The following is a 24,187-nucleotide window of genomic DNA, read 5'->3' on the forward strand; positions in this document are numbered from 1 at the left end:
CGGTCCCTGGATGACTTGGGGAAATCCCAGGCAGGACAGATAGGCTGGACGCCGTGCTCAAACTAGCTCTTACCCCACGATGGCTGGGTGCGCTTCTGCTCGCCCTGCTGATGTCAACGGGGTTCATGCTGTTGAGCAAATGGCAATTGGGATCCGCGGATTCGGGACAGATCAATGCCGATCCGGGCAAGGAAGTGGTCAAGCCGCTCCGCGACGTGGCCGACCCGCAGGATCCGGTGCTCCAGTCCGAGGCCGATTCGATGGTCCAGGCCAGCGGCCACTACGTCGAGAACTCGAGCCGATTGGTCGAGGGACGCGTCAACGACGGAACCAAGGGGTATTGGGTCGTCAGCCAGTTCCGGCTGGACTTCGATGCCGCATCCGAGGGCCAGGACTACTCCGTTCCGGTCGCGCGAGGGTTCACCACGGACAATGACACCCAGGCGCTCAGTCCCGAACCGTCCGGCGACGTGACGGTGATCGGCCGTCTGGTGGCCAACGAAGCCCCGGTGACCTCGAAGGACACCAAGACCAAGGGTGCACTGGGATCTGCCGCGACCGCCCAGTTGACCAACATATGGGACACACCGTTGTACGCAGGGACCGTGGCCGCGGTCTCCGAATCACCGGCCGGCGAGACGTCCCCCGTCGATGCCGACGGACACGTGGACAAGGACGCCGGGCTGGCCGAGCCTCACGACAAGCTCAGCCGGATCCACACCGAGCAGGTCGTGGACCATTCCGTGGACTGGCTCAACATTTTCTACGCGATCGAGTGGGTGGTCTTCGCTCTCTTCGCGATCTATCTGTGGTGGCGCATGCTGGCCGACTCGCACGAACGCATGATTCACCCGGAGAAGTACTACGAGATCCTTCCTGCCGGGGAAGGCAACATGTTCTACGAGGAGTCCACGGGCAGGTACTTCTACTACGACGCCGATGATCGGCAGTACTACTACTTCGACGAGCCCGTCGCCGAGGAAACCGATGAGCCCGACGGCGGGCACGCGTCCGCCGATGCCTCGGTCGGGACCGCACACGAGAATCAACGAGGTGACCAAGGTGGCCGATAAGCCAACGCCCAAGAACCAGCCCCAACCCGTGGAGCGCACGGACGGCAAGAGGGTCCCGCTGCCCGCGGACGCCACACCGCAGAAGGCGGGCAATGTCCGGGCGACCCGCAGGAAGTTCGGCGGGACCCAGGCACAGATCCGAGGAGCTCTCGCGATCTACAAGTACTGTGCCTGGATCTCCGGAACGTTCCTGCTGCTGCTGGTCGTCGAAATGGTGACCAGGTACATCTTCGGGTACGACCTGATGGCCGGCGCCACCAACGCATCGACGGGAGAGAGCGTTGCCCTGGGGTGGTTGAACAGGGACACGGGCAACCTCACCGGGGGCCTGAACATCTCGACCGGCGTCCTGATCATTCACGGTTGGTTCTACGTGATTTACTTGCTTGCGTGCTTCCGTCTCTGGCTGCTCATGAGGTGGCCGCTCCCGCAGCTGATCGTGATGGCGCTGGGCGGCGTCGTCCCGTTCCTGTCCTTCATCGTCGAGCGTCGCATCCATCGGGAGACGGTCGCCCAGGTGGCCGCGAACCCGAAGTCCGCAAAAAGATACTGATCGCGCAGGCAAACCGTGCCAGCACCAGCGGTGCATGCCCAACCGGCCCGGCTTCGACCGACATCGTGTTCTAAACTGAAAATATCGGGCCCCGAATCAGGGGCAATTTCTCCGCACCCGACAACATCGAAAGTATGGCAGTGACCCAATCCGATTCCTCGGCGACATCCGAGTTGGAAGATCGCCCCGTTCTGGTCGTCGACTACGGGGCGCAATACGCCCAGCTCATCGCACGCCGTGTGCGTGACGCCAACATCTATTCGGAGATCGTGCCCCACACGATGCCGACCGAGCAGATCCTTGCCAAGAACCCCGCAGCCATTGTGCTCTCCGGAGGCCCGTCCAGCGTGTACGCCGAAGGAGCCCCGGCCGGAGACCGTCGGCTCTACGAGTCCGGTGTTCCGGTGTTCGGCATCTGTTACGGCTTCCAGGTGATGGCGCAGACTCTCGGCGGCAACGTGGCCCACACCGGTCTGCGCGAATACGGCGCAACGGATGCGACCCTGACCGGCAATGGCGTCTCCTTCCTGGCAGGCACGCCGGTGGCGCAGAACGTGTGGATGAGCCACGGCGACTCCGTGACCGAGGCGCCGAGTGGTTTCGAGGTCCTGGCGAGCACCGAAGGGGCCCCCGTGGCCGCATTCGTCAACGAGGAGAAGAAGCTCGGAGGCGTGCAGTGGCATCCCGAGGTCAAGCACTCCGATTTCGGTCAGCAGATCCTCGAGAACTTCCTGTTCAACGTCGCAGGTCTCAAGCCGACCTGGACCACAGGCAACGTGATCGACGAGCAGGTCGAGAAGATCCGTGAACAGGTCGGTGACGCCAAGGTGATTTGCGCGCTGTCCGGCGGCGTCGACAGCTCGGTCGCGGCAGCACTCGTGCACAAGGCCGTCGGCGACCAGCTGACCTGTTTCTTCATCGATCACGGTCTTCTGCGCGACGGCGAGCGTGAGCAGGTCGAGCAGGATTACGCCGAAACCATGGGCATCAAGGTCGTGACCATCGACGAATCGGACCGGTTCGTCTCTGCTCTGGAAGGTTTGACGGACCCCGAGGACAAGCGCAAGGCCATCGGCCGTGAGTTCATCCGCTCCTTCGAGGACGCCCAGCGCAAGCTCGTGGCCGAACTCGGAGGAAACGGGGAGGACATCAAGTTCCTGGTCCAGGGAACGCTGTACCCCGACGTCGTCGAATCCGGCGGAGGCGAGGGCGCCGCCAATATCAAGTCCCACCACAACGTGGGTGGCCTTCCCGAAGACCTGGCATTCGACTTGGTCGAACCCTTGCGCACGCTGTTCAAGGACGAGGTTCGTGCCATCGGCCGAAAGCTCGGAGTCCCGGAGAAGATCGTGGCACGCCAGCCGTTCCCCGGTCCCGGGCTTGGGATTCGTGTGATCGGTGAGGTGACCCGTGAGAATCTGAGTGTTCTGCGTGCGGCAGACGCCATCGCTCGCGCCGAACTGACCAAGGCCGGGCTGGACAACGAAGTCTGGCAGATGCCGGTGGTGCTCTTGTCGCAGGTGCGCTCGGTGGGTGTTCAGGGCGATGGTCGAACCTACGGGCATCCGATCGTTCTCCGGCCAGTCTCCTCGGAAGACGCGATGACAGCCGATTGGTCCAGGCTTCCCTACGATCTCCTGGCCAAGATCTCCAACAGGATCACCAACGAGGTCCAGGAGGTCAACCGGGTGGTTCTGGACGTGACCTCCAAGCCTCCCGGAACGATCGAATGGGAATAACTTTCTGAGACCGTCTCGGTCTCGGACGCACGTGTGGCCCGCCCCGGAAACCGGGGCCGGGCCACACGTGTCTGAGCACAACGACATCGGGTTCTGCAACGCAATCCGCTCGGTGTGCTTCTACTATAGAGAGGGCGCGCGGTTTCCGCGCGGCAACCACGTGCGAAGATGACGCCGACCACACCGGAAGCAGAGACAACGTGACGAAGCCACACTCCGCCGACCAGAACGATCAGGACAACTCGGGGGCCGAGGACCGCCGCACCTCGTCCGTGCCCTGGGCGAGCCCGCAAGGGTCTGAGGCTGCTGACAAGAGCCGTGAATCGTCGGACCAGGACGCCTCGCGCACGCCGTCCCAGGAATTCCAGGTCGAGCAGGTAGGCGACGACGCATCCGAGGCCACACGGCCTGAGTCCGTGGCATCGCTCGGCGGCGTCACGGTCACGGCGGCGACCGACTCGGAGGCCAGTGGGGAAGACGCGGCCGCGGAGGCGGACCACCTCGAACCGAGCACGTCGGGCACGGAGACCACCGATGGGCCACCGGTTGAGGAGGAGTCGGACGGCGAAGATTCGCCCGTGGGGGACCCTGGAACTCGAGACGAGCACGGTCACTCCGGTGCGAAGGCGAATCCCACCCCGGACGCGTCCACGGACGATGCCTCCGCCGATCGGGACGAACTGCGTCTCGGTCGGTGGCTGAAACAAGTCGATGTGTACACCGGACCGGATGCGCTCCTGGACTTCAACCCGGTCGACAATGTGCATATCGACCTGTCGAATTCCAATCCCTCGGGTTACGCTCAGCTGTTGTCCGGGCGCAGAACCCGCTTGTCCACGATTCTTCGCGACCGAGCTGAGTTCTCGAACGGGATCCGGTCCGCGCACGCTATTCGAGGAAAGGTCTTCGAGCTCGACGCAGACCATGGTCTCGACGCCGGCTTCCTCGCGGCCGGAACGGCGTCCTGGTTCGCGACCAAGAATCCTTCAGGGACACCGGACGGCGCACGTGGTGAGCGGCGGCATATAGCACCCATCCTTCTGGCCCTCGTGACGATCAACCCTCACCCGGACGGCGACGATTTCGAATTGCGCATCAACGGGCCGGCTCGCCTCAACCCGGCGATGGCCCGCCAACTGCGCAGAGAATTCGGCATCGATCTGTTCGAGCAAGGTGTGCACCGAACGGCCACCTCGGGCTCACGGCTGACCCCGGATGCGGTCCTGGAGGCCATGCGCTCGGCGTGCATGAAGGTTCCCGGCATGCACATCGAGTCCCGGACCGTGATCTCGACCTTCGCGGATCTCGCGGACACCGTGGGGGAGCTGCCGAGCACCGCGACCTCCGGACTGCTTCGCGAGCTCTCGGACCTGAATCGGATTCGGCTCGACGAGTCCTATGAAAAACGGGAGTTCACGTCGTCGCCGGCTCCGGCGAACCAGGTGGATCCGGCGGAAGAGACGCTGGTCTACGACGCCGATGACACCGTCTCCGAATTGGTTCAGAGGGCCAGGGCCGGCGAGTCGATGACGGTCACCTCGCCAGCAGGAACCCAGCACCTGCGGGCGGCTCTCAACGTCGCCGCGGGTCTCGTCTCCGAAGGAAAATCCGTACTCTTCCTCGCCGAACGCAGGGAGACGCTTCAGAATGTGCGGCGCAGACTCTCGGAACTCGGGCTTTCGGACCTCACCCTCGACCTCGGAGAAGACCCCGAACCGGAGGAACTGCACCGAAAATTCGTTGAGACCATCGTGAGCCACGAGCGTGCCGTCGAGCCGCGGCTGTCCGGTCTGCACGATGAAATCCGCAGCACGCGGCGCCAACTGATCGAGCACATCGACTCCTTGCACTGGCGCGATGAACGCTGGGGTGTGACGCCGTTGCAGGCGATGCAGACCCTTGCCGAGCTGACCTCGCAGGACGAGGCGCCGTCGACCCGGGTGCGGTTCAAGCGTGGCGTCATGGACGCGACGGTTGATCGTGCCGAGACGGTCGCGCAGCTGGAGAGGGCCGCAGAGCTCAGGGCCTTCAACCCGTCGACGCGCAAGGCCCCTTGGTTCGGGGCGACCTTGGTCAACACCGAAGAGACCAAACAAGCACGTGCACTGGTGCGCAGCCTCCTGGAGACCACTCGAACCCTGCGCAAGGAGATCACCGAAGGCTTCGAGAGCATCGGCCTCCGCCCCGAGAGGACCCTGGCCGGGTGGAAGAAGCAACTGGATCTGCTCGAAGGAATCCGAGTTTCCCTCTCCCGGTTCAAAGGTGACATCTTCGATCGGCCCGTGACCGACTTGATCGCGGCGACCGGTGCGTCGACCTGGCGGCGTGAACGCGGCATCGATATGTCGGCGATTCAGCGTTCGCGGCTCCGCCGGGCAGCCAAGGAGTACATCGTTCCGCAGGTGCACATTTCCGATCTGCACCAGGCCCTGATCGAGGTCCAGGCGCAGCGGGAGCAGTGGCAGACATGGGCCGTGGACGAGCGAACGGTCAGCTTGCCCGGAAACCTCGAGACCATCGGGCGGTCCTACGCCCAGGTGGCCGACGGACTGTCCGACGTGTCGATCGTCATGGAAGAGAGCCCGGTCCGGAAGGACTACTTCACGCTGCTTCTTCCGGATCTGGTCGAAACCCTGGAGGCCATGGCGAACGACCGCATCCTTCTGGACACCCTGCCCGAGCGGGAGCAACTGCTGCACATCCTGCGTGGCAAGGGTCTGGAGGAATTGCTGTCCGATTTGGAGGAGCGGCACGTCGCTTCGGACCGGGTTGCCGCAGAATTGGACCTGGCGTGGTGGCAATCTGCCTTCGAGATCATGCTCGAACGCCCGGAGGTCAACCTGGTCAGGGGCAAGACTTTGACCGAGGTGGAATCCTCGTTCCGTCGGGCCGACGTGGCGCACATTGCTTCCGGGCCCGCCAGGGTCCGTTACGACGCGGCCCGCGGGTGGAACCGTCGCGTCTCTCTCAAACCTCTTCAAGCCAAGGAATTCCGGCGGATGCTCAAGGGCGCGCCGTGCGCTCTCGGCGAGTACTTGGATCAGGCGCCCGACATGGTGGCCGGACTGCTCCCTGTGTGGTTGTCCAGCCCCTTCGGCGTCGGCCGCACCCTGCCCCAGTCGGCCCACGTTGATGCCGTCATTGTCCTCGACGCCGAGTCGACACCGCTGGGGGCTTGCCTTGCTGCCTTGTCCCGCACGCGCCAGGTGATTGCGTTCGGAGACGACCACGCCGGCTACCCGCAGCCGTTCATCGTGTCTCCAACCACCGGAAACGAACAGCCGCCGTCGGAGGAGCCCGTGGAATCTGCCATGCAGGTTCTCGGCGAGATGCTTCCGGGCCTCACCCTCGACCGTGTGCATGAGTGCCGGGACCAGTCCCTGGTCTCGTACCTCAACAACCATTTCTACGGCGGTGCCCTGTCGACCATGCCGTACGGTGAGGAAGCAGTCAGCAGGATCCGGTCGTTGGACGTCGACTACCTCACTCGGAAAAAACCCGACGACCGGGTGGGGGCGCCCGTTATCGAGTCGCCCAAGGCGGAAGTTCTCGCCGTGGCCGAGATGGTCTTCGAGCACGCGGCTCAGAACCCGCGACAGTCCCTGGCCGTTCTGACCGCCGGAACGCGCCACGCGGCACGCATTGCCGAGGCCGTCCGACGAGGTCTCGAATCCCGGCCTGATCTGCGGGAATTCTTCGAGCCCGGCCAAGAGCCCTTCCGAGTTCTGGATCTCGCTCGGTCTCAGGGGCTGCGCCGCGACAGGGTCATTTTCAGTCTGGGCGTTGCCGCCGAAGCCGGTTCGCGCTCCTCGCACTTCGGGCAGCTGGCTGACCGGCACGGACGTCAACGCTTCGTGAAAGCAATGACGACTGCCCGTTTCCACACTCGAGTCGTGACCTCCCTGAGCCTGGAGCAGCTTCAGGCCGCGGACCTGACAACGGGAGTCAAGGATCTGGCACGTTTCCTGGCCTCCTTCGAGGCCTCACGGGACCGCGAGAATTCGGGACAGGCGGCCATTCTTCCTCCGGAGCACGCGGGCAGCGAGTTCTTGTCCGTGTACGACGCCGCAGAGGATGAACGCAAGGCCGATTGGCTTCTCGCCGATCTCGTGCGGCGGCTGAGAGGCGCGGGGGCCGAAGTGTCCGTGACTCCGGGCAAAGAAGTCGACGCCGTGGCCACGGCACATGCCGAGTCGATGTCGGCCGGGGCCGTCATCAGCCCGAGAGCACGAACCTCCGGGGATCCCGAGACTCGTGACTCCTCCGCGATGCGTCTCCCCGTGGCGCTCTCCAGCGACGGGACGGAAGCCTATGCGGCACTCTCGGTGCGCGAGCGGTCCCGTTTGAAGCCCGAGCGTCTGGAAAGAACGGGGTGGAACCACGTGTCCCTGTGGGCCGTGGACGTCTTCACCGATCCACAGTCCGTCGCGGACCGGATCCTCGGATATTTGGGCCTCGAACCTCAGGACCGCGGGTGACCCCCGATCCGAACCCGGAACCCAGGAAGCAGAGGCGCTACCGCCATCGGGGACCGCGGAGGGCCACGGGCGGCAGCACGGTGAGCCAAGGGGAACCCGAGCGGCTGGCGGGTCTTGGGGACTCACCCGAGACCCCTGGAACGGACGGCCGCGATTCGCGGCGTGGCCGAAGCCGGGGCGCGAGCGAGCCCACGGAGCAGACCTCCCCGAATCGGGGCGACGACGCCCGCGGACGCTGGTTGCGCGAACAACGACCCCCGCACTGGGACTGACCGTGATGTGACGGTTCGGTGCCCCGCCACGGATTCACTGGGTCGCCACGTCCGGACTCCCGGGCGTCGTCGCCGCGACGACGATTTCCTCGTGCACACTGGCAAATTGCTCGGCAACATCGGGCCGGACGGCGAAGAATGCGAGATTTCCCCCGGGTGCGGCATCCGGCGCCCGGTTCGAGAAGCCCGCGTCCGCGTCCGGCGTGCTGTCCGGGGGCATGATCAGAAAGCCTTGCGCCCGCAACCGCTCGTGTTCGTCCCCATGGGCGAACAGATCAACGGGGGTCAGCCTCCCGAGGTGCCGCAACGAGGCTGCGTCCCGGACAGGCAGGGCAACCGCCACGGTTCCCTCGGGAAGATCGCGTGTCAGATCCGTGGGGACCGTCATCGACCCCGTGACCTGATGGCCTCGGTCCACGGCGACCGCGAGTCTGGCCCCGACGACGGATTCGAGTGGGGGAGCGCTCTCACGCAATGATTCGACTCCCTCGCCGCGAACCGCAACCACCTCGACGTCGTCGGAGGAAAGATCATGGCCCGCCGGGAGCCGACGTTTCGCGATCAGGATCTGGGCCTCAGGATTCGACGGATGGGTCGGCAGGAACCAGCTGCCAAGGGTCGCCGCGATCAACAGGACAGTGCCGAGCAGGCGGGCCCGTCGGCTGAGATGCGAGCGAATTCTGACGCCGATCGGAACGGTCGGACGCACGCGGCGGAACGGTGGGCGGAACCGGAACAAGAGCATGGACCGAAACTGTCACGACAGAATGACAATCGGCGTGCGCGCGGCCCGGGAAAACAGGGCACTGTGCGTTCCACGGTCCATCCGGGCCGGACAGTCGTCACTGTGGACGGACGAGCACCCTGGACACGCTGGACCTGCGAGAGGTTCAGGAGTCGCTGCCTGCCGACGAGCCGGATGACGTCGAGCTGCCTGCCGACGAGCTGGACGCCGACGAGCTGGATCCTGAGGCCTCCGACGAAGAAGTCGTCGATGTCGAGCCGCCCGAGGTCCCGGAACCGGAGGACTTGGAATCGGTGCTGTAAAACCCGCTGCCCTTGAAACTCACGCCCACGGTGTTGAATTTCTTGCGCAAGGACTCGGTCCGGCATTCGGGGCATTCCTTGAGCGCGTCGTCCGTGAAGGCCTGTCGAATATCGAATGCGTGCTGACAGTTCTTGCACACATACGCGTATACGGGCATGAGCATTCTCCTCTGGGTTCGTGGGATGCGGCGGAACTATATTACGGCCAGTTCCCGATGCGAGTGAATCCGCGTTCCGTGCACACCAGGTCCAGCCGCGCGTCATGCGGCTCCGTCGGAACCGACCCCGCCTCCAGCAATTCGTCCGCGAAACACACACCCACATTCGACGTGGACCGCGGACCGCTCGACACGGCCGCGAGGGCGGCGTCGTAGAACCCGCCCCCGTAGCCCAGGCGAAACCCTGAGAGGTCGATCGCGAGAGCCGGTATCAGCCGAAGATCGGCACGCACGAAAGCCTCGGGACCGTACCTCTCTCCGACCGGCTCCCTGATACCGAAGCGGCTCTCGACGACGTCGACGGCCGGGGTCCACGCGGCCCACTCCAGAAGGCGTCCGGGCCTCGTCACCGGCACGAGGATCCTCCGCCCGGAAGCGTGGACTTCCTCGAGGGCGGGCTCGATCGGTGGTTCCCCGGCGGTCGGAAGGTATGCGCACACCGTCGCCCCGGACGGCGAGAACCGCACGATGTGCTCCGCCAGCAACCGACGAAACGCCTCCGATGCGCTCTCCTCCCCGGGTGCGGAAGTCTGCCTGTTGTGGGCACGGGCATCCAACAAACGGGCTCTCAGATCGCTCTTGGAGCGGGTGACACCCGAATCCTGCATGAGTGCTCCTCCTCGCACGGGTTGGGCAGGGGCTCAGATATTCAGGGTAATGGTTTCCAGCACGACGACGACGTGCCCGGCGCCCTGGACCCACACGTGAGAAACAGTGGCGCGTTCTTCACAGCAACGACTTATCCTGCACTACAAACCTGCTGTGACAAACCCAAGGTTTTTCGCAGGTCCTCAGCTATTCTGAGAGGTATGACCGCAAATGATTCACAGAAACCAGTCACCAAGGCTGTGATCCCGGCCGCAGGACTGGGCACTCGGTTCCTGCCGGCCACCAAGGCCAGCCCCAAGGAGATGCTTCCGGTCGTTGACCGCCCGGCCATCCAGTACGTGGTGCAGGAAGCCGTTTCCGCTGGCCTCGATGACATTCTCATGATCACGGGCCGTTCCAAGCGCGCATTGGAGGATCATTTCGACCGGATCCCCGACCTCGAGGCGTCACTCGAGGCGTCGGGCAAGAAGGAACTTCTCGCGTCGGTTCAGCACGCCACCGCGTTGGGGGAGTTGCACTACCTGCGCCAGGGCGATCCGAAGGGCCTGGGGCACGCGGTACTTCGTGCGAAAACCCACGTCGGCGATTCGCCGTTCGCCGTGCTCCTGGGCGATGACCTCATTGATGAGAACGAGGATCTCCTCGAGCGGATGATCGAAGCCCAGCAGAAGACCGGCGGCAGCGTCGTCGCTCTCATGGAGGTGCCCCAGGACCAGATCAGCGCCTACGGATGCGCCGCGGTCCAGGCGGTCGAGGGCGAGGACTACGTCAAGGTCACCGGCATGGTGGAAAAGCCCAAGCCGGAAGAAGCCCCGTCCAACCTGGCGATCATCGGCCGGTACGTGTTGCATCCCCGAGTCTTCGATGTCCTCGAGGAGACGCCTCCCGGACGCGGTGACGAGATCCAGCTGACGGACGCCCTCGAGACCCTGGGACAGAGTGAGGGAGAAGGCGAAGGCGTGTACGGCGTGGTGTTCAAAGGACGCCGCTTCGACACCGGAGACAAGCTGTCCTACCTCAAGGCCAACGTCATTCTCGCCGCGGAGCGCGAGGACCTGGGCCCCGGCCTGCGCCCCTGGCTGAAGGAATTCGTCGCGTCACTTCCGGACGAATAACCCTCTGACCGAACCACAGATTGAATCCGGAATGCGGGGTCTCGAACGAGGCCCCGCATTCTCCGTGAGATCCGGGTTTGCTGAGCCCCGGACTCAGGATTTGTATCGAATGAATACGGCGAAATATCAGGTGACACGCCCGGTCGCAGTGGGTTGGACCACGCTTCGACGCCTGTAAACTACAACCGTGTTGTTGTCATGGGTTTCGACGTCCAGTCTTCTGTTGATCGTCGCTTTCGTCCTCGTCGCGTGGTCGGTGCGCAGTTTCGAACGCCGCCGTCGACCCGCCGTGATGGCGCAGGTCGTGGCCCCGGATATCATGGACAACACAGAGCCCGCCTTCCCCCGGGACAACGTGCTACTGCGTCAAAGGAATGACATGAACAGTACCCAGTCCCCGAAGAATTCCTCGGCGGCAGCCCCCCACGCCGTGCCGCCGGAGTCCTCCGTGGTCTACGAGGAGGAGACGCGCAGCGAAGGTGTCCGTGTGCCTCGCCCGAAGAAGTCCACCGCCGCAACTGAGCGGCCGGCCACTTCGGCACCGCGCATTCGTGTCGGGCGCACAGCCACCGCCGTGGTCGGCCTCCTGGCCATTCTGGTCGGCATCGTCACGGCCATCGCCGCACCCTTCACGGCCATCGCCTGGCCCGTGCCTGTTTTTCTGCTTCTGGTCGGGGTAGGTGCCTTCGGTGGCCTGCGTTATCTGGCGCTCGCCGACAGAGGCCTCCTGGGCTCCGCGCGCCCCGGCAGATCGACGTCCCCCGCGACGGAAGGCCGGAATGCTGAATCGTCGCGGTCTCGCGGCGAAACACTTTCATCGGAGGCGCCGTTGACGACTGCGGGCAGTGACCCCAGCTCGGCCGACGTCGCGGCTCTGTCCCCTGAGTCCGCCCCGGCACGCGGCCAGGAAAACCAGAGGCCCGCCGAATCGGAGGCTCGTCCGGAGCCGACGGCGAGGTCCGCAGAACAGGACGAGTCGACCGAACGCGCTGGCCAAGCCCCCGACGTCGGTGGCGAGGGCCTGGTCGTCAGGCGGCCACGCAATTTCCTCGACGACGGGGGAGCGCAGACCGGTTCCGCGGCATCCCGCGAGCCCGAGGTGCAGGCACCGTCCGACTCGGCGTCGCCCATTGCCACGGTCGACGAGGTGCCGTTCGTGGACGACAACGGCAGGGAAGGCATGGACATCGAGTACCTGCGTGAGCAGGCTCGACGTGTGGCGGCGGGCAAGCCGGTGGCCTTCACACCGGTCGTCAGCGAATGGTCACCCGTCGAGGTACCGAAGCCTACGTACGTCGATGCCCCGGAGGTTCGGCGCGAGACACCGGATCCGATCGAGGTCCCGGAGGAGCCGAAGTCCTCTTCCTCGACGTTGGAAGAGGCAGCGCGCAAGGGGGACAGCGTACTGAATCTCGACGACGTCCTGTCTCGTCGTCGCGCCTGAACCGTCACGCCGAAACGTGCAGAGCCCGTCGCGAAACCGGCGGGCTTTGTGGTATCCATGAGAGGCTCCACCATTCCTGAACCACGGGGCTTCGTCTCAGGACAGCCCAGATCGGAGAGTACTGACACGCCATGAGCACTACACAGCAGGAAATCGAGCGGAAATACGAGGCGGTCACGGCCGACGCCGTGAGTCCGGACCTGACCGGACTCACGAGGCTCGTCGCGGATACCGAAGCAGAGACCCAGAACCTGGACGCGACCTACTTCGATACCGCTGCGTGGGCCCTGGCTCGTCACCGCGTCGTCGTCAGGCGTCGCCTTGGCGGCCACGACGAAGGCTGGCATATCAAGTTCGCCCTGGGCGACGGCCGTCAGGAAGTGCACTTCGATCTGCTCAAGGACGCCGAGTCCATGCCCGCCGCCGTGAAGAACATGCTGTCCGGGGTGACCTTGGGTGCATCCCTGGAGCCCGTGGCGAAGCTCTCGACGCGCCGGCTCCGTACCCTTCTTCGTGACGGTGACGGGCGCGCCGTCGCAGAGCTGTGCGACGATACGGTGCGCGCGTACGATCACGCGACCGGGGCGGAACGATCGTGGCAGGAGTGGGAGGTCGAGCTCCTCGTGGACGACCTCGGCCGGAAGAAGCAGGAGAAGATCTTCGGCGACGTCGAAAACGTCCTGGAAGCAGCCGGTGCGGGTCCCTCGACGTCGGTCGCCAAGATTTCTCGTGCGCTGGGACAGGACCGGGCTTTCGACGAGGCCGCAGGAATTGAGGCGCCGGAACGTCGACAAGACGGCGACGAGGGACCGAAACTGGGCTCCGCACAACGGCTGATCGCCCGCCTCATCGGTGAGTACCTGGACGACGTGCCGACCCTGGATCTGGGCGTGCGCGCCGGGGTCCCCGACGCCGTGCACCAGCTGCGGATCCGGCTCAGGGGGATCCGGAGCCTCCTGAGGGGCCTGCGAGGCGTGATCGACGACGACGCGGAGAGGCGTCTCTCCGCAGGCCTGCGGTCAGCCGGGGAGAACCTGGGCCCTGCTCGCGACCTCGAAGTGGCTCGGGGGATCCTCGAAGGGCTGTACCAGTGGGACGGCCTGACCGCCGGAACCAGACAGGAAATCCTCGAGGTGTTGAGCGAGGACGAGGACGCCGCTCTGCGCACGGCACGAAACCGTCTGTCCTCGCCCGAGCATCTCGACCTGATGAAGGACCTCCGTGCGTTCGTTCTTCAACCCCGTCTCGACGAGGTCGCTTCGGAGTGGTCGCAGAAGAAGGTCAGCAAAGCGATCCTGGGGAACCTGGAATCGCGTCTGCACCGGCGTCGCTCCCGTGTGATGGACCTGGACGAGCCGACCATCGACGAGGCCCTGGAACACGTCCACGATGTCCGGAAAGCGGCCAAGTCACTGCGATACGCGGTCGAAGCGCTCGATGCGGAATCGGCTCTGCCGAAGAAGCGCGCGGACAAGGCGAAGAAGTCGGCCAAGAGGGCCAGGTCGTTGCAGTCGAAGCTCGGGCGGTGCCTCGATCTGCACGCCGCCCACGAGTGGCTTTCGCGGGCGGGGCGGGTTTTCCAGCGCCGGGAGCTCGACAGGTACGGCGTGGGGCTCTTGGAAGGAGAAACCATGCTGCGGCTGAGGGAGACGCTGTCCCAGGGGATGGACCGCATCGAAAAGACGGATTGAAGCTCGTGAATGCGGCCGGTGGGCCGGAGGCGGTTTAAATCGAATGGGCCCCGGGGGACAACCCGGGGCCCATTCTTTGCATCACACACAGGAAGAAGGTCTTCACTCACTGGAGGCGCCGACCGCTGTGAGTCTGCTGTTCAGCAGACCGTCCCAGGTTTGCCTCCCGGCTATTTGGTAATAAAAACATTACCTAATGGTCTGCGGGTGCGCTACCCCAAAATTAGGTTTGCCTGTGTTTTCTTGATGACGTGCTGTGCCTAAGCAGCTTGCCGCCTGCTGTCGTGGGGATGTGCGTGCCGTGGAACGCACATGAACGTGAGCAAGCTCATATGTGTCGACGGTTTCGGGTCTCGGCGGACAGCAGTTTGTCGGGTGCCCACGACGAAGGGTTGGCTCAGTGGGTGGCCCATCGCACGCCAGGGGCCGGGCGATGTTCGGTAGGCTGGTTCTCATGCGAGCGTGGATCGAAAACCTTGATCTGGGAACAGCGATCCTCTTTTTCTGGGGTGTCGGAGTCCTCAGGACCAGCCTCGTCTATGGGGTGGGTCGTCTCGTTGCAACCGGCGGCCGCCATGTGCAACGGCTCGCGCCCGCTTTCGAAACACCCGTCTACAAACACGCCGAGGCTTTCGTCAATCGGTGGGGGATTCTTGCGGTGCCCGCCTGCTTCCTGACGGTCGGATTTCAGACCGCCGTCATCGGGGTCACGGGGTTCACCCGCATGCCGCTCGTCCGGTGGATACCCGCAATGCTCGTGGGAACCCTGATCTGGGGTGCCATCTACGGCACGGTGGGCATGGCCGTGGTCTGGGCCTGGCTCCAGAGGCCGTGGCTCGCGGCGATCGCGATCGGCGTCGTACTTCTGGCCGTTCTGACGCTCAAGTTCTGGCCCCGTCGGGCGAGGCTCGAGGCGCGGGAAGCCCAGGATTCCTGATGGGTCCGGTGCCGGACCTGGGGCAAGAAAAAACCCTGCCCCGCGGCATGCGGGACAGGGTTTCGACTCTTGTGGAGTGGAGCTAAGGGGAATCGAACCCCTGACCTTTTCATTGCGAACGAAACGCTCTACCAACTGAGCTATAGCCCCAAGCAACCCCTCTACCGTACTCCGCCGCTGCCGTCGGCACAACTCGGGACGAGACGGGATCCGCCCCGCGCCGCTGGTAGGTTGTCAGCATGACAGACACCCCCTCAGGAGGATCCACCGAGCCCGACGACGCCGCACCGGCCGATGCGTCCCCGGAGCGGGACGAAGTCCTCGGCCCGCCGCGGGACGGACTGACGGTCGGTTTCGTGCCCGGGATCATGCCCGACAAATGGTTCTCCAGGTGGGACGAACGATTCGGGACCACCACACCCCTGACCCGGATGGCCCTCGATGAAGGTTCCGGGGTGGAAGCCCTTCGATCGTCCGCCGCACACATGGCCTTGCTCCGGCCCGACGACGAGCGCGGCCGCCCCGACGCCACGGAATTCCACGCGGTTCGCCTCTTCGAAGAGAAGCCAGTGGTGGTTCTTCCCGTGGACCATGTGCTGACCTTGCTGGACGAGGTCCCTGTCGAAGAGCTCGCCGAGGAGTTCATGTTGCAGGACCCCACGTCGATCCCCGAATGGGCGGACGCAAGCAGCACCTATCGGGCGCACCACCCGAGGAAACTGCCGAGCATGAGGGACACCTCTGACGGCATCGAATTGGTGGCCGCGGGGATCGGGCTGATGATCGTGCCGATGTCCGTGGCGAGGCATCACCACCGGAAGGATCTGACCTACCGCGTGGTCGAAGACATGCCGTCGCGGCCGGTTGACCTCGTGTGGCTCCGTGACGACGTCTCGGACCGGGCACCGGCGGACGAGGAGATCCTCCAAGAGTTCGTGGGTATCGCCCGAGGCCGCAAGGCGTCCAGTTCCCGGGGCTCCTCGGGCACGGCGGAGAACGCGCACCGGGAATCACGGAGAAAGAAAGAACGCCCGGCACCGGTTCGAAGAAAACCGGGCCGGGCGCCGTCGGGCCGAACTAGTTCGACGAAGAATCGTTCTGGGAAGAGGTCTCGGACGTCGTCGCGGGGGAAGAAGCGGTAGGCCCGTTGGACCTCGCGGAGATGATCGGCATGGTCTGAGTTCCGTGAACCACCGATTGGTTCTGCAACGGAATGTGCAGGCCCTCTCTGTCCAGGGCCGACTTGACGTAGACGCGAAGCACGCGGGCCACGTCCCATTGCTGCAAGGGTGCGGTGCGCATCGCGATGCGCATGGTGAGGTATTCGCCGGTCATCTCCTCGACGCCCCACACCTCGGGCTTGCCCCGAACGGAGTGACCGACTTCGGTCTCGTTCTTGACCTTCTTGGCGGCCTTGAGCAAGAGGCTCGTCACGTGGTCGATGTCGCAACTGTAGGGGACGGGGACGTCCACGATGGTCCGTGCCCAACCCTGCGACTTGTTGCCGACACGAAGGATCTCGCCGTTGCGGACGTGCCACAGGGTGCCTTCGACGTCGCGCACCTGAGTCACGCGCAAGCCCACCGATTCGACGGTGCCGCTGGCTTCACCCAGGTCGACGACGTCGCCGATGCCGAGCTGGTCCTCGGCGACGATCGAGACGCCCGCCAAGTAGTCCTTGACGAGCGATTGTGCACCGAAGGAGAGCGCAACACCGGCGATCCCGGCGCTGGCAATGACCGGGGCGATGTTGAACCCGAGTTCCGAGATGATCATGAGGACAGCGATGGTCCAGATGACGATGGTTGCGACCGAACGCAGCACCGAACCCACCGTCTTGGCCCTCTGGGCCTGACGCTGACGGGCGGTGACCGCGTCCTCGACCCACTCTTGGGGGCCATTGCTGTTCTTCTTGGAAACGACCCGCGCCTTCGTCCCCTTCGCGATGCTGTCCGTGACCTTGTGAATCACGGTCCTCGCCAGGAGATTGACCAGGACGGAGATCAGGAAGATCAGGACGATGCGAAGTGGGTGGTCGAGCCAGAAGTCCAAACTCGAGACGTCCGTGAGGAGGTTGCCGGAGTCTGCGGCGGAAAGATTCATGACCAAAATTTTAGGAGACCACCGTGTGACGGTGCCAAATATCGGCTCAAGAGATCCTGGACGCGTGCCCTTCGCGGGACAACTAGGATTGTGTCCATGGCTCTCGACATGGACACGCGACCCGCCGCTTATGCGGTCATCATCGAACAGGGCAAGATCCTGCTGACCCATTGGACGGGAGAGACGCACCCCGAGAGAGCCGGGTGGACCCTGCCCGGCGGCGGCTTGGAAATCGGTGAGACGGCCGAGGAGGCTGTGATCCGGGAAGTCTACGAAGAGAGCGGCTACGCAGTACGCCTCGACGGAATCCTCGGGGTCGACAGCAAGTATTACGACGACGGGCGCGACCGTCCTTTCCACAGCCTTCGGATTCTCTACCGGGCGTACATCACCGGTGGCTCTGCGGAGGTGATCGACGTCGGTGGCTCGACCGACGACGTCGCCTGGGTCCCCTTGGAGGATCTGCCCCAGATTCGGAAAGTATCCTTGGTCGAGGTCGCGGCCGAACACTACGGTCTGGCCCACTGAAGCGGGCCGCGAGCCCCCGCCCCCAAGAATTCCGCGAGGAGATTGAAGTGAAGCGTTGGATCCTGCCGATCCTTGCCATGATGGCCGCACTCGTGACTGTCCTGAGCGCGTGTTCCGGCGGCGGGGAAGCGACCCCCGATCCTTCGGCGTCCGACTTCCGGACGATTCGCATTGGGAAGGGGACGACGCACGAGTCGGAGGTCATTGCCAACCTGTACGCCGGGGTGTTGCAGAAATCCGGGTACAGCACGGAGGTCGTGGATTCTCCCGACGATCGACTCGACGTGGTGAACCAGATGGCCAAGGGGGACGAGAACTCCGTCGATCTCGTCCCGGACTACTCCGGGAACCTGCTGTTGTCCCTGACCGACGGCGGTCGCAAGAACCCGAAGGCCACGGCGTCGCCCTCCTCCGACCAGAGCGACGCGAGCGATCCTCGGGTCAGCAAGTCTCCGACCCCTACACCCAGCCCGAGCGCGGCCTTCAACGTGCACGGGATGTCGAGCAGCGACATTTCGTCCACGCTGCCGAAAGTGCTTCCCGACGGAGTGACCACCCTCAACGCATCCTCCGCGGAGAACAAGGACGCGTTGGTGGTCAACCAGATCACCGCGGCGAAGTACAAACTCTCGACGATCAACGATCTGGCGGAGCACTGCCAGGACCTCAAATTCGGTGTACCGAACGGTTTCGAGGACAAGTCGTACGGCAACAAGGGGCTCAACGAGCTCTATGGGTGCGCGCCCAATAATTTCAAGCACGAGGACGATCAGGAGAAGCTCTCCAACGACCTCGACGACGGCAGCATCGACGTCGCGGACCTGTACACGGCATCGGCGGTGGTCAAGGACAACAATTACGTGGTTCTGGAGGATCCGAAAGCGAATTTCATCGCCCAGGAGGTGGTTCCCGTGGTTCGTTCCGGGGAGTTGCCGGATTCGGCGAAGTCGGCGGTCAATGACCTCTCGGCCAAGCTGGGGACGGGGGATCTGGTGTTCCTCAATCGGCTCACGACCGGGGACAAGCCCATTTCTTCCAAGGACGCCGCCGACTTCTGGCTCAAGGAGAACGGCTTCTGACGAGTCGGGCCATGTCGAAACATGCGTGCACAGCGCTGTGCGGCGGCCCCGGTTCGGATAATCTGAAACCTTCGCGAAGGCTAACGTGACACACATCAGTACACGTTCGGACGAAGGGTACGCTGAATCGCATGGCACAATTCCGGCAATCGACGAAACTGAACAACGTCCTGTACGACATTCGAGGACCGGTACTCGAGGAAGCCCAGAGGATGGAGGCGCAGGGTCATCGAATCCTTCGCCTGAACATCGGCAACCCGGCACCGTTCGGTTTCGAAGCGCCGGACGCGGTCATGATGGACATGATCCGGCACCTGCCCGAGGCGCAGGGGTATTCCGATTCGCGAGGCATCTATTCCGCGCGGACCGCCGTGGTGCAGTACTACCAGACTCGGGGGATCCGGAACCTCGATACCGACGACGTCTACATCGGCAACGGCGTCTCGGAAATGATCACGTTGTCCCTTCAGGCCCTGTGCAACCGGGGTGACGAGATCTTGGTTCCGACACCGGATTATCCCTTGTGGACGGCGTCGGTTGCCCTGTCCGGCGGAACCCCGGTGCACTACCAGTGTTCCGAGGAGGACGGCTGGAACCCGGATATCGAGGACATCGCCGCGAAGATCACGCCCAATACCAAGGGCATCGTGATCATCAACCCCAACAATCCGACCGGGGCCGTGTACTCCAAGGAAACCCTGCAGCAGATCGTGGATCTCGCGAGGGAGCACGATCTGATCCTTTTCTCGGACGAAATCTACGAGAAGATCACGTACGACGACGCGGAGATGGTCAATACCGCGACCCTCACCGGTGAGGACGTGCTGTGCCTGACCTTCTCGGGGCTGTCCAAGGCATACCGTGTGGCGGGCTACCGGGCCGGGTGGTTGGCGATCACCGGCCCGATGTGGAAGGCCGAGGACTATGTCGAAGGCATCAAGCTCCTGGCCAACATGCGCATGTGCGCCAACGTGCCTGCGCAGCACGCCATCCAGACGGCCTTGGGCGGGTACCAGTCGATCAACGACCTGATCCTGCCTGGTGGCAGGCTCCGCGAGCAGAGGGACATTGCCTATCAGAAGCTCAACCAGATTGACGGTGTGAGTTGTGAACAGGCCAAGGGCGCGTTGTACCTGTTCCCCAAGTTGGACGCGGAGAAGTTCGGGATCGTCGACGACGAACAGTTCGCGCTGGACCTGTTGAAGGAACAGAAAATCTTGGTCAGCCACGGAACGGCCTTCAACTGGAAGGCCCCCGACCATTTCCGTCTCGTGACCCTTCCGGACGTCAAGACTCTCGATACGGCCCTGGACCGGATCGGGGAGTTCCTGAGCGGCTACCACCAGAGCTGACGGACCGCGGGTCCGTCAGGTGAGGGCCCCGAAGGTCGATTCGGAGCCCTCACCCGTCACTCGCTGTTATCTCCGTTGGACTGGGCGCGGCGTTCTTTCGCCGCGTCCAGTCTCTTTTTCGCTCCGTCCAGCCATTCCTCGCAGCGTTGGGCCAGAGCTTCCCCTCGTTCCCACAGGGCCAGTGAGTCCTCGAGACTTGAGGCACCGGATTCGAGCTTGGAAACGATTCCCATGAGTTCCTCGCGTGCCTGTTCGTAGCTGAGATTCTCGACGGGGGTGAAGTCTTCGTTCGGCATGGATTGTCCTTCCGGCGGTAGCGGATGTGCGAATACGGTGTGTGGTTGGTCTGGGGGATCTAATCGGGCTTGTCGCGCGGATCGTCGCGTTTGATACTGGTGACCGAGGCGTCGAAACCGCCGGAGGCCACGCGAACAGTGACCGTGGAATCCGGGGTGAGGGATTGTGCATCGTGCACCACGGACCCGTCCGAGTGCTGCACGACGGCGTACCCCCTGTCGAGGGTCTTCTGCGGCGAGAGCGATCTGACGCGAGAGCGCAAATGCGCGATGGAATCCACGTGACGGTCCACGGCGACACGCACCGCTCGCAACGCTCGTTCTCTGGCGGTGTCCGTTTCTTCCTCGCGAGCCATGAGCATGGTTTCCGGATTGGCCAGGACCGGTCGGGACCGGTACTGGTGCAACCCATTCGACTCCCGTTCGATGAAGATGCGCAGAGCACGCTCGGTGGTGGCTCGTGCCTGATTGATGCGCAGGCGTTCTTCCTCCACATCGGGGACGACGGTCTTTCCGGCGTCGGTGGGGGTGGATGCCCTCCAATCGGCGACGTGATCCAGCAAGGGCTGGTCGGCCTCGTGCCCGATCGCGGAGACCACGGGAGTCCCGGCACGGAAAACCGCTCGGAGCATGTCCTCCTCGCTGAAGGGGAGGAGGTCTTCGAGCGCGCCTCCGCCTCGCGCGATGACGATGACATCGACCGCGGGGTCCGCGTCCAGTTCTTGAAGGGCCGCGGTGACCTGGGCCAGGGCCGTCGCACCCTGCACGGCGACCTCCCTGACTTCGAACTGGGCGGCGGGCCAGCGCAACCGTGCGTTTCGGATGACGTCTTTCTCCGCGTCCGAGTCCCGCCCCGTGATGAGACCGATGCGGTGGGGAAGCACCGGTAATGGCTTCTTGGCGCCCGGGTCGAACAGGCCTTCGGCTTGGAGTTTGCGACGGAGACGTTCGATGCGCTCCAGCATGTCTCCCAGGCCGACCTGGCGAATTCCGCTGCCGACCATGGACAATCGCCCTGTTTTCTTCCAGAAGTCGGGCTTGAGACGCACGACCACGCGCATACCGTGTTCCAGATCGCCATCGAACCGGGCGACCTCCGACTGGAACAGGCTCACCGGGACGGAGACTTCCTCGTGCAGATCCCGAAGGGTCACGTATGTGACTCGGGCCCGTTTCTTGAGTTCGATGATCTGGCCTTCGACCCAACTGGGATCGCACCGTGAGATGTACTGACTCATTTTGGTCGAGAGCACATGCAACGGCCAAGGGTTGTCCGGGGTGGTGTCCCGGGCGAGTTGCGGCAAGGGTGCCTTCTGGCCGTCCCCGTCGGCTTCTGAGGACGACGTCGCGGGATCGAATTCGTCAGGGGATCGCGGGTTGCTCATGGTCAATGTTTACCAGGGTCGACCGACAGAATAAGGACCTTCGGCATTCTGTGGATGAGAATACAGCGGTGTTTTCGGTGAACGATTACGGTGGTCCCATGCCTCGTTCCGTTCCCTCGACCCTTCGCTGGGTGTTCTCTGTCATCGCTGCGGTGCTTGCAGTCTGCCTGGCGACTCTCACGCTGTTGTTGGCGTGGTTCCAGCAGTCCGTGGGAGACGAGTCCCATTTCGTGTCGAGTGCCGATGACGTGATCCAGGAAGAGTCATTCCGCTCGGACCTGGCGGATGCCGCGACCCAGCAGATCATGGATTCGGATTCCGTGCAGCAGTATTTGGGCGACGGATCGACGATCGGGGGCCTGCCGGGCCTCCAGAGCTGGGCCAAGGACCGTGCTTCCGGTTTGATGCACTCGACCGTGAAGGGCGTGGTCGACTCCGAGGACTTCCGGTCGACATGGAAGCAGACGGCCAAGGAAACCCACGCGAGCAACTTCGGTGACGACCCGTCCTCGACCCTTGTGGTGGACGCGAGTCCGATCTACCAGTCGGTCAACGACAAGGTGGAGAACGCGGTCCACATCGACCTGGGACTGGGAGATGATACGGCTCGGATCGAGCTGGAGAAGGCGCCTTCCTCGGGTGAGGAGGGCCCCATGGCCCACTTCCTGCATAACGCCCAGTCCCTGGCCGCCGTCGCCCCCACCTTCGGGGCGGTAGCGGTGGTGGCGACTCTCGTTTCGGCACTCGCTGCTCCCCGCGGCAAGTCACTGTTCGTCGCTCTGGTTGCTGCGGCCGCCGGTCTGGTCACCTGGGTGAGCATGACCGTCTTGGCGGCCCGCTTCCATGCCCAGCTCGACACCGTGGAGGGTACAGGCGGGCTCATCGCGCAGCACATGGGTGATGCATTGACGTCCAACGTCCAGGCATGGGCCCTGACGAGTCTGGGAGTGGGATTGGGGATCGCGCTGATCCTGGTGATCATCCACGTGATGAATGCGTCCCGCCACGCGAACCATTCGCACACCTTCTAGGAGGCCGACCGGTCCTCCGGCTCGGGGGCGGCCTCATGGAATTCCGGCGCGCTCAGAGGCTTGGGTGCCGTTTCCACGGGAGAGGCTTCGAGACGTTCGTCCGAAGCGGCGGTCGGATCCAACTCATTGATCTTCCGCGCCGTGACGAAGACCCGTGATTCGAGGGAACCCAACATCGAGTTGTAGGACTCGACGCTGCGGGTCAGCGCCCTCCCCATGCTCTTCAGGTGTCCGCCAACGCTCGAGAGCCGTTCGTACAGCTGACGCGAGTGGGCCAAGAGTTCCCGGGCATTCTGCGAGACCGCTTCCTGCCTCCACGAGAGGGCCACCGCCTTGAGCGAGGCCAGCAAAGACACCGGCGACACCAGAGCGACCCCACGCGATGAGGCATAGTCCAGCAAGTTCGAATCGGAACGGAGCGCAGCGGACAGCGCCGATTCCATGGGAAGGAAGCACAGCACGATCTCGGGGGACGTCTCACGTGCTTCCCAATACCGCTTCGAAGACAAGGCATCCACGTGGGAACGCACCGCTTTGGCATGTTTGGCCTCCCAGGCGGCCTTTTCGGATTCTTCCTCTGCTTCCTGGGACTCCAAATACGAGTCCAACGGGGCCTTGGAATCCAGGACCAATTCCTTGCCCCCGGGCAACGAAACCACCATGTCCGGACGCAGGCGATGCGTTTCCCCGGACTCGTCCCGAACTTCGGAGACCACCTGCTCGGAATAGGAGACGTGGCGTTCCATGCCTGCCGCTTCGACGACGCGCCGCAGCTGCGCCTCTCCCCACGAGCCGCGAGCGGTCGTGGAGCGGAGCGCGCTGGAGAGATGGTGCGTTGATTCCCGCAGTTCCTCCTGACCGCGGCGGGAGACCTCCAAAGCTTCTCTCACGGAACCGAATTGATCGGCGCGCTCGCGTTCCATCTGCCGGACCTGTTGTTCGACCGTGGCCAGCTGGTTCTTGACGGGTGCGAGAGCGCGCAGGACATCCTGGTCCGTGCGGGCGCGGTTCTCCAGGCTTTCCACGCGTTGGGCCAACTGCTCCCTGCCCTCCTGGGCCGCCGACAGATCGCTGCGCAGACGAGAGTTCTCTTCAGTGAGGTCCGCATCCGACGTGCGAGAGCGTGCACCGAGCACGAATCCGACAATGCCCCCGATCACGAGGGCCAGCAGAGCTGAAAGTGCAAGAGGCAATCCGGTCATGATTCCACTGTGCCAGGACGGACTGACAACTTAGG

At 64.0% G+C, this 24,187-nt stretch carries 21 protein-coding genes and 1 tRNA gene; 14 read left to right on the forward strand and 8 right to left on the reverse strand.

Annotated features, from left to right (window positions below; translation table 11 throughout):
* Window positions 1-53: 53 nt before the first annotated feature.
* The 5 genes from ACTSLZ_RS05945 (at window position 54) to ACTSLZ_RS05965 (ending at window position 8,115) form a co-directional block, all read left to right on the forward strand.
* Window positions 54-1,073 (forward strand): SURF1 family protein, encoded by a 1,020-nt coding sequence (locus ACTSLZ_RS05945; RefSeq protein WP_443096004.1) that lies wholly within the window; start codon window positions 54-56, stop codon window positions 1,071-1,073.
* On the forward strand, window positions 1,018-1,626 hold the full coding sequence (locus tag ACTSLZ_RS05950; RefSeq protein WP_129313954.1) for a DUF3817 domain-containing protein: 609 nt from the start codon (window positions 1,018-1,020) through the stop codon (window positions 1,624-1,626). Before ACTSLZ_RS05945 ends, ACTSLZ_RS05950 begins: the two co-directional genes overlap by 56 nt.
* Window positions 1,627-1,766: 140 nt before the next feature.
* Window positions 1,767-3,365 (forward strand): glutamine-hydrolyzing GMP synthase, encoded by a 1,599-nt coding sequence (gene guaA, locus ACTSLZ_RS05955; protein WP_420852858.1) that lies wholly within the window; start codon window positions 1,767-1,769, stop codon window positions 3,363-3,365.
* A 200-nt stretch (window positions 3,366-3,565) separates the two neighbouring features.
* The gene (locus ACTSLZ_RS05960) at window positions 3,566-7,843 is read left to right on the forward strand and encodes a hypothetical protein (RefSeq protein ID WP_443096005.1); all 4,278 of its coding nucleotides are present in this window, start codon (window positions 3,566-3,568) and stop codon (window positions 7,841-7,843) included.
* Complete coding sequence (locus ACTSLZ_RS05965) at window positions 7,840-8,115, forward strand: hypothetical protein (protein ID WP_443096006.1); 276 nt, start codon at window positions 7,840-7,842, stop codon at window positions 8,113-8,115. The genes ACTSLZ_RS05960 and ACTSLZ_RS05965 overlap by 4 nt, the downstream gene beginning before the upstream one ends.
* 34 nt (window positions 8,116-8,149) lie before the next feature.
* Here ACTSLZ_RS05965 and ACTSLZ_RS05970 read toward each other — a convergent pair whose 3' ends face one another.
* The 3 genes from ACTSLZ_RS05970 to ACTSLZ_RS05980 form a co-directional block, all read right to left on the reverse strand.
* Window positions 8,150-8,860, reverse strand: a complete 711-nt coding sequence (locus tag ACTSLZ_RS05970; protein ID WP_443096007.1) for an SAF domain-containing protein — start codon at window positions 8,858-8,860, stop codon at window positions 8,150-8,152.
* Between the two features lie 145 nt (window positions 8,861-9,005).
* Complete coding sequence (locus tag ACTSLZ_RS05975; protein WP_443096008.1) at window positions 9,006-9,320, reverse strand: FmdB family zinc ribbon protein; 315 nt, start codon at window positions 9,318-9,320, stop codon at window positions 9,006-9,008.
* A gap of 41 nt (window positions 9,321-9,361) precedes the next feature.
* Complete coding sequence (locus tag ACTSLZ_RS05980) at window positions 9,362-9,988, reverse strand: 5-formyltetrahydrofolate cyclo-ligase (protein ID WP_443096009.1); 627 nt, start codon at window positions 9,986-9,988, stop codon at window positions 9,362-9,364.
* Between the two features lie 201 nt (window positions 9,989-10,189).
* Here ACTSLZ_RS05980 and galU point away from each other — a divergent pair, with 201 nt between their 5' ends.
* From galU to ACTSLZ_RS06000, 4 genes are all read left to right on the forward strand, one after another.
* Complete coding sequence (gene galU / locus ACTSLZ_RS05985; RefSeq protein WP_443096010.1) at window positions 10,190-11,104, forward strand: UTP--glucose-1-phosphate uridylyltransferase GalU; 915 nt, start codon at window positions 10,190-10,192, stop codon at window positions 11,102-11,104.
* 379 nt (window positions 11,105-11,483) lie between these two features.
* Window positions 11,484-12,548 (forward strand): hypothetical protein, encoded by a 1,065-nt coding sequence (locus ACTSLZ_RS05990; protein WP_443096011.1) that lies wholly within the window; start codon window positions 11,484-11,486, stop codon window positions 12,546-12,548.
* Window positions 12,549-12,679: 131 nt separating this feature from the next.
* Entirely contained in the window at window positions 12,680-14,239 is a 1,560-nt protein-coding gene (locus ACTSLZ_RS05995; RefSeq protein WP_443096012.1) for a CYTH and CHAD domain-containing protein, read from the forward strand.
* A 454-nt stretch (window positions 14,240-14,693) separates the two neighbouring features.
* Complete coding sequence (locus ACTSLZ_RS06000; protein ID WP_129313963.1) at window positions 14,694-15,176, forward strand: DedA family protein; 483 nt, start codon at window positions 14,694-14,696, stop codon at window positions 15,174-15,176.
* Between the two features lie 77 nt (window positions 15,177-15,253).
* Here ACTSLZ_RS06000 and ACTSLZ_RS06005 read toward each other — a convergent pair.
* Window positions 15,254-15,326 (reverse strand) — tRNA-Ala (locus ACTSLZ_RS06005).
* A gap of 89 nt (window positions 15,327-15,415) precedes the next feature.
* Between ACTSLZ_RS06005 and ACTSLZ_RS06010 the strand changes: the two genes are divergently transcribed.
* Complete coding sequence (locus tag ACTSLZ_RS06010) at window positions 15,416-16,318, forward strand: LysR substrate-binding domain-containing protein (protein ID WP_443096013.1); 903 nt, start codon at window positions 15,416-15,418, stop codon at window positions 16,316-16,318.
* Here the strand turns inward: ACTSLZ_RS06010 and ACTSLZ_RS06015 are convergent.
* A complete protein-coding gene (locus ACTSLZ_RS06015; protein ID WP_129313965.1) occupies window positions 16,254-17,279 on the reverse strand; it encodes a mechanosensitive ion channel family protein in 1,026 nt (341 codons plus the stop codon). The two genes, ACTSLZ_RS06010 and ACTSLZ_RS06015, sit on opposite strands and share 65 nt — an antisense overlap.
* Window positions 17,280-17,375: 96 nt before the next feature.
* Between ACTSLZ_RS06015 and ACTSLZ_RS06020 the strand changes: the two genes are divergently transcribed.
* From ACTSLZ_RS06020 to ACTSLZ_RS06030, 3 genes are all read left to right on the forward strand, one after another.
* A complete protein-coding gene (locus ACTSLZ_RS06020; RefSeq protein ID WP_443096014.1) occupies window positions 17,376-17,807 on the forward strand; it encodes an NUDIX hydrolase in 432 nt (143 codons plus the stop codon).
* 47 nt (window positions 17,808-17,854) lie between these two features.
* Complete coding sequence (locus ACTSLZ_RS06025; protein ID WP_443096015.1) at window positions 17,855-18,886, forward strand: glycine betaine ABC transporter substrate-binding protein; 1,032 nt, start codon at window positions 17,855-17,857, stop codon at window positions 18,884-18,886.
* A 131-nt stretch (window positions 18,887-19,017) separates the two neighbouring features.
* The gene (locus tag ACTSLZ_RS06030) at window positions 19,018-20,238 is read left to right on the forward strand and encodes a pyridoxal phosphate-dependent aminotransferase (RefSeq protein WP_129313967.1); all 1,221 of its coding nucleotides are present in this window, start codon (window positions 19,018-19,020) and stop codon (window positions 20,236-20,238) included.
* A gap of 56 nt (window positions 20,239-20,294) precedes the next feature.
* On the opposite strand, the gene ACTSLZ_RS06035 is transcribed toward ACTSLZ_RS06030, so the two are convergent.
* Entirely contained in the window at window positions 20,295-20,534 is a 240-nt protein-coding gene (locus tag ACTSLZ_RS06035; protein ID WP_443096016.1) for an exodeoxyribonuclease VII small subunit, read from the reverse strand.
* Window positions 20,535-20,593: 59 nt separating this feature from the next.
* Entirely contained in the window at window positions 20,594-21,919 is a 1,326-nt protein-coding gene (gene xseA, locus ACTSLZ_RS06040; RefSeq protein WP_443096017.1) for an exodeoxyribonuclease VII large subunit, read from the reverse strand.
* Window positions 21,920-22,017: 98 nt separating this feature from the next.
* Here xseA and ACTSLZ_RS06045 point away from each other — a divergent pair, with 98 nt between their 5' ends.
* On the forward strand, window positions 22,018-22,950 hold the full coding sequence (locus ACTSLZ_RS06045; protein ID WP_443096018.1) for a hypothetical protein: 933 nt from the start codon (window positions 22,018-22,020) through the stop codon (window positions 22,948-22,950).
* On the opposite strand, the gene rmuC is transcribed toward ACTSLZ_RS06045, so the two are convergent.
* On the reverse strand, window positions 22,947-24,152 hold the full coding sequence (rmuC, locus tag ACTSLZ_RS06050) for a DNA recombination protein RmuC (RefSeq protein WP_443096019.1): 1,206 nt from the start codon (window positions 24,150-24,152) through the stop codon (window positions 22,947-22,949). The two genes, ACTSLZ_RS06045 and rmuC, sit on opposite strands and share 4 nt — an antisense overlap.
* Window positions 24,153-24,187 lie beyond the last annotated feature (35 nt).

This window comes from Rothia koreensis (assembly GCF_052232265.1).
GTDB classification, from domain to species: Bacteria; Actinomycetota; Actinomycetes; order Actinomycetales; family Micrococcaceae; genus Rothia; species Rothia koreensis.

Coding starts and splice junctions, on each gene's coding strand:
- ACTSLZ_RS05950 (WP_129313954.1), top strand. CDS start 1,018: ATGCCTCGGTCGGGACCGCACACGAGAATCAACGAGGTGACCAAGGTG.
- ACTSLZ_RS05970 (WP_443096007.1), bottom strand. CDS start 8,860: ATGCTCTTGTTCCGGTTCCGCCCACCGTTCCGCCGCGTGCGTCCGACC.
- ACTSLZ_RS05975 (WP_443096008.1), bottom strand. CDS start 9,320: ATGCCCGTATACGCGTATGTGTGCAAGAACTGTCAGCACGCATTCGAT.
- ACTSLZ_RS05980 (WP_443096009.1), bottom strand. CDS start 9,988: ATGCAGGATTCGGGTGTCACCCGCTCCAAGAGCGATCTGAGAGCCCGT.
- galU (WP_443096010.1), top strand. CDS start 10,190: ATGACCGCAAATGATTCACAGAAACCAGTCACCAAGGCTGTGATCCCG.
- ACTSLZ_RS05990 (WP_443096011.1), top strand. CDS start 11,484: ATGAACAGTACCCAGTCCCCGAAGAATTCCTCGGCGGCAGCCCCCCAC.
- ACTSLZ_RS05995 (WP_443096012.1), top strand. CDS start 12,680: ATGAGCACTACACAGCAGGAAATCGAGCGGAAATACGAGGCGGTCACG.
- ACTSLZ_RS06000 (WP_129313963.1), top strand. CDS start 14,694: ATGCGAGCGTGGATCGAAAACCTTGATCTGGGAACAGCGATCCTCTTT.
- ACTSLZ_RS06010 (WP_443096013.1), top strand. CDS start 15,416: ATGACAGACACCCCCTCAGGAGGATCCACCGAGCCCGACGACGCCGCA.
- ACTSLZ_RS06015 (WP_129313965.1), bottom strand. CDS start 17,279: ATGAATCTTTCCGCCGCAGACTCCGGCAACCTCCTCACGGACGTCTCG.
- ACTSLZ_RS06020 (WP_443096014.1), top strand. CDS start 17,376: ATGGCTCTCGACATGGACACGCGACCCGCCGCTTATGCGGTCATCATC.
- ACTSLZ_RS06030 (WP_129313967.1), top strand. CDS start 19,018: ATGGCACAATTCCGGCAATCGACGAAACTGAACAACGTCCTGTACGAC.
- ACTSLZ_RS06035 (WP_443096016.1), bottom strand. CDS start 20,534: ATGCCGAACGAAGACTTCACCCCCGTCGAGAATCTCAGCTACGAACAG.
- xseA (WP_443096017.1), bottom strand. CDS start 21,919: ATGAGCAACCCGCGATCCCCTGACGAATTCGATCCCGCGACGTCGTCC.
- ACTSLZ_RS06045 (WP_443096018.1), top strand. CDS start 22,018: ATGCCTCGTTCCGTTCCCTCGACCCTTCGCTGGGTGTTCTCTGTCATC.
- rmuC (WP_443096019.1), bottom strand. CDS start 24,152: ATGACCGGATTGCCTCTTGCACTTTCAGCTCTGCTGGCCCTCGTGATC.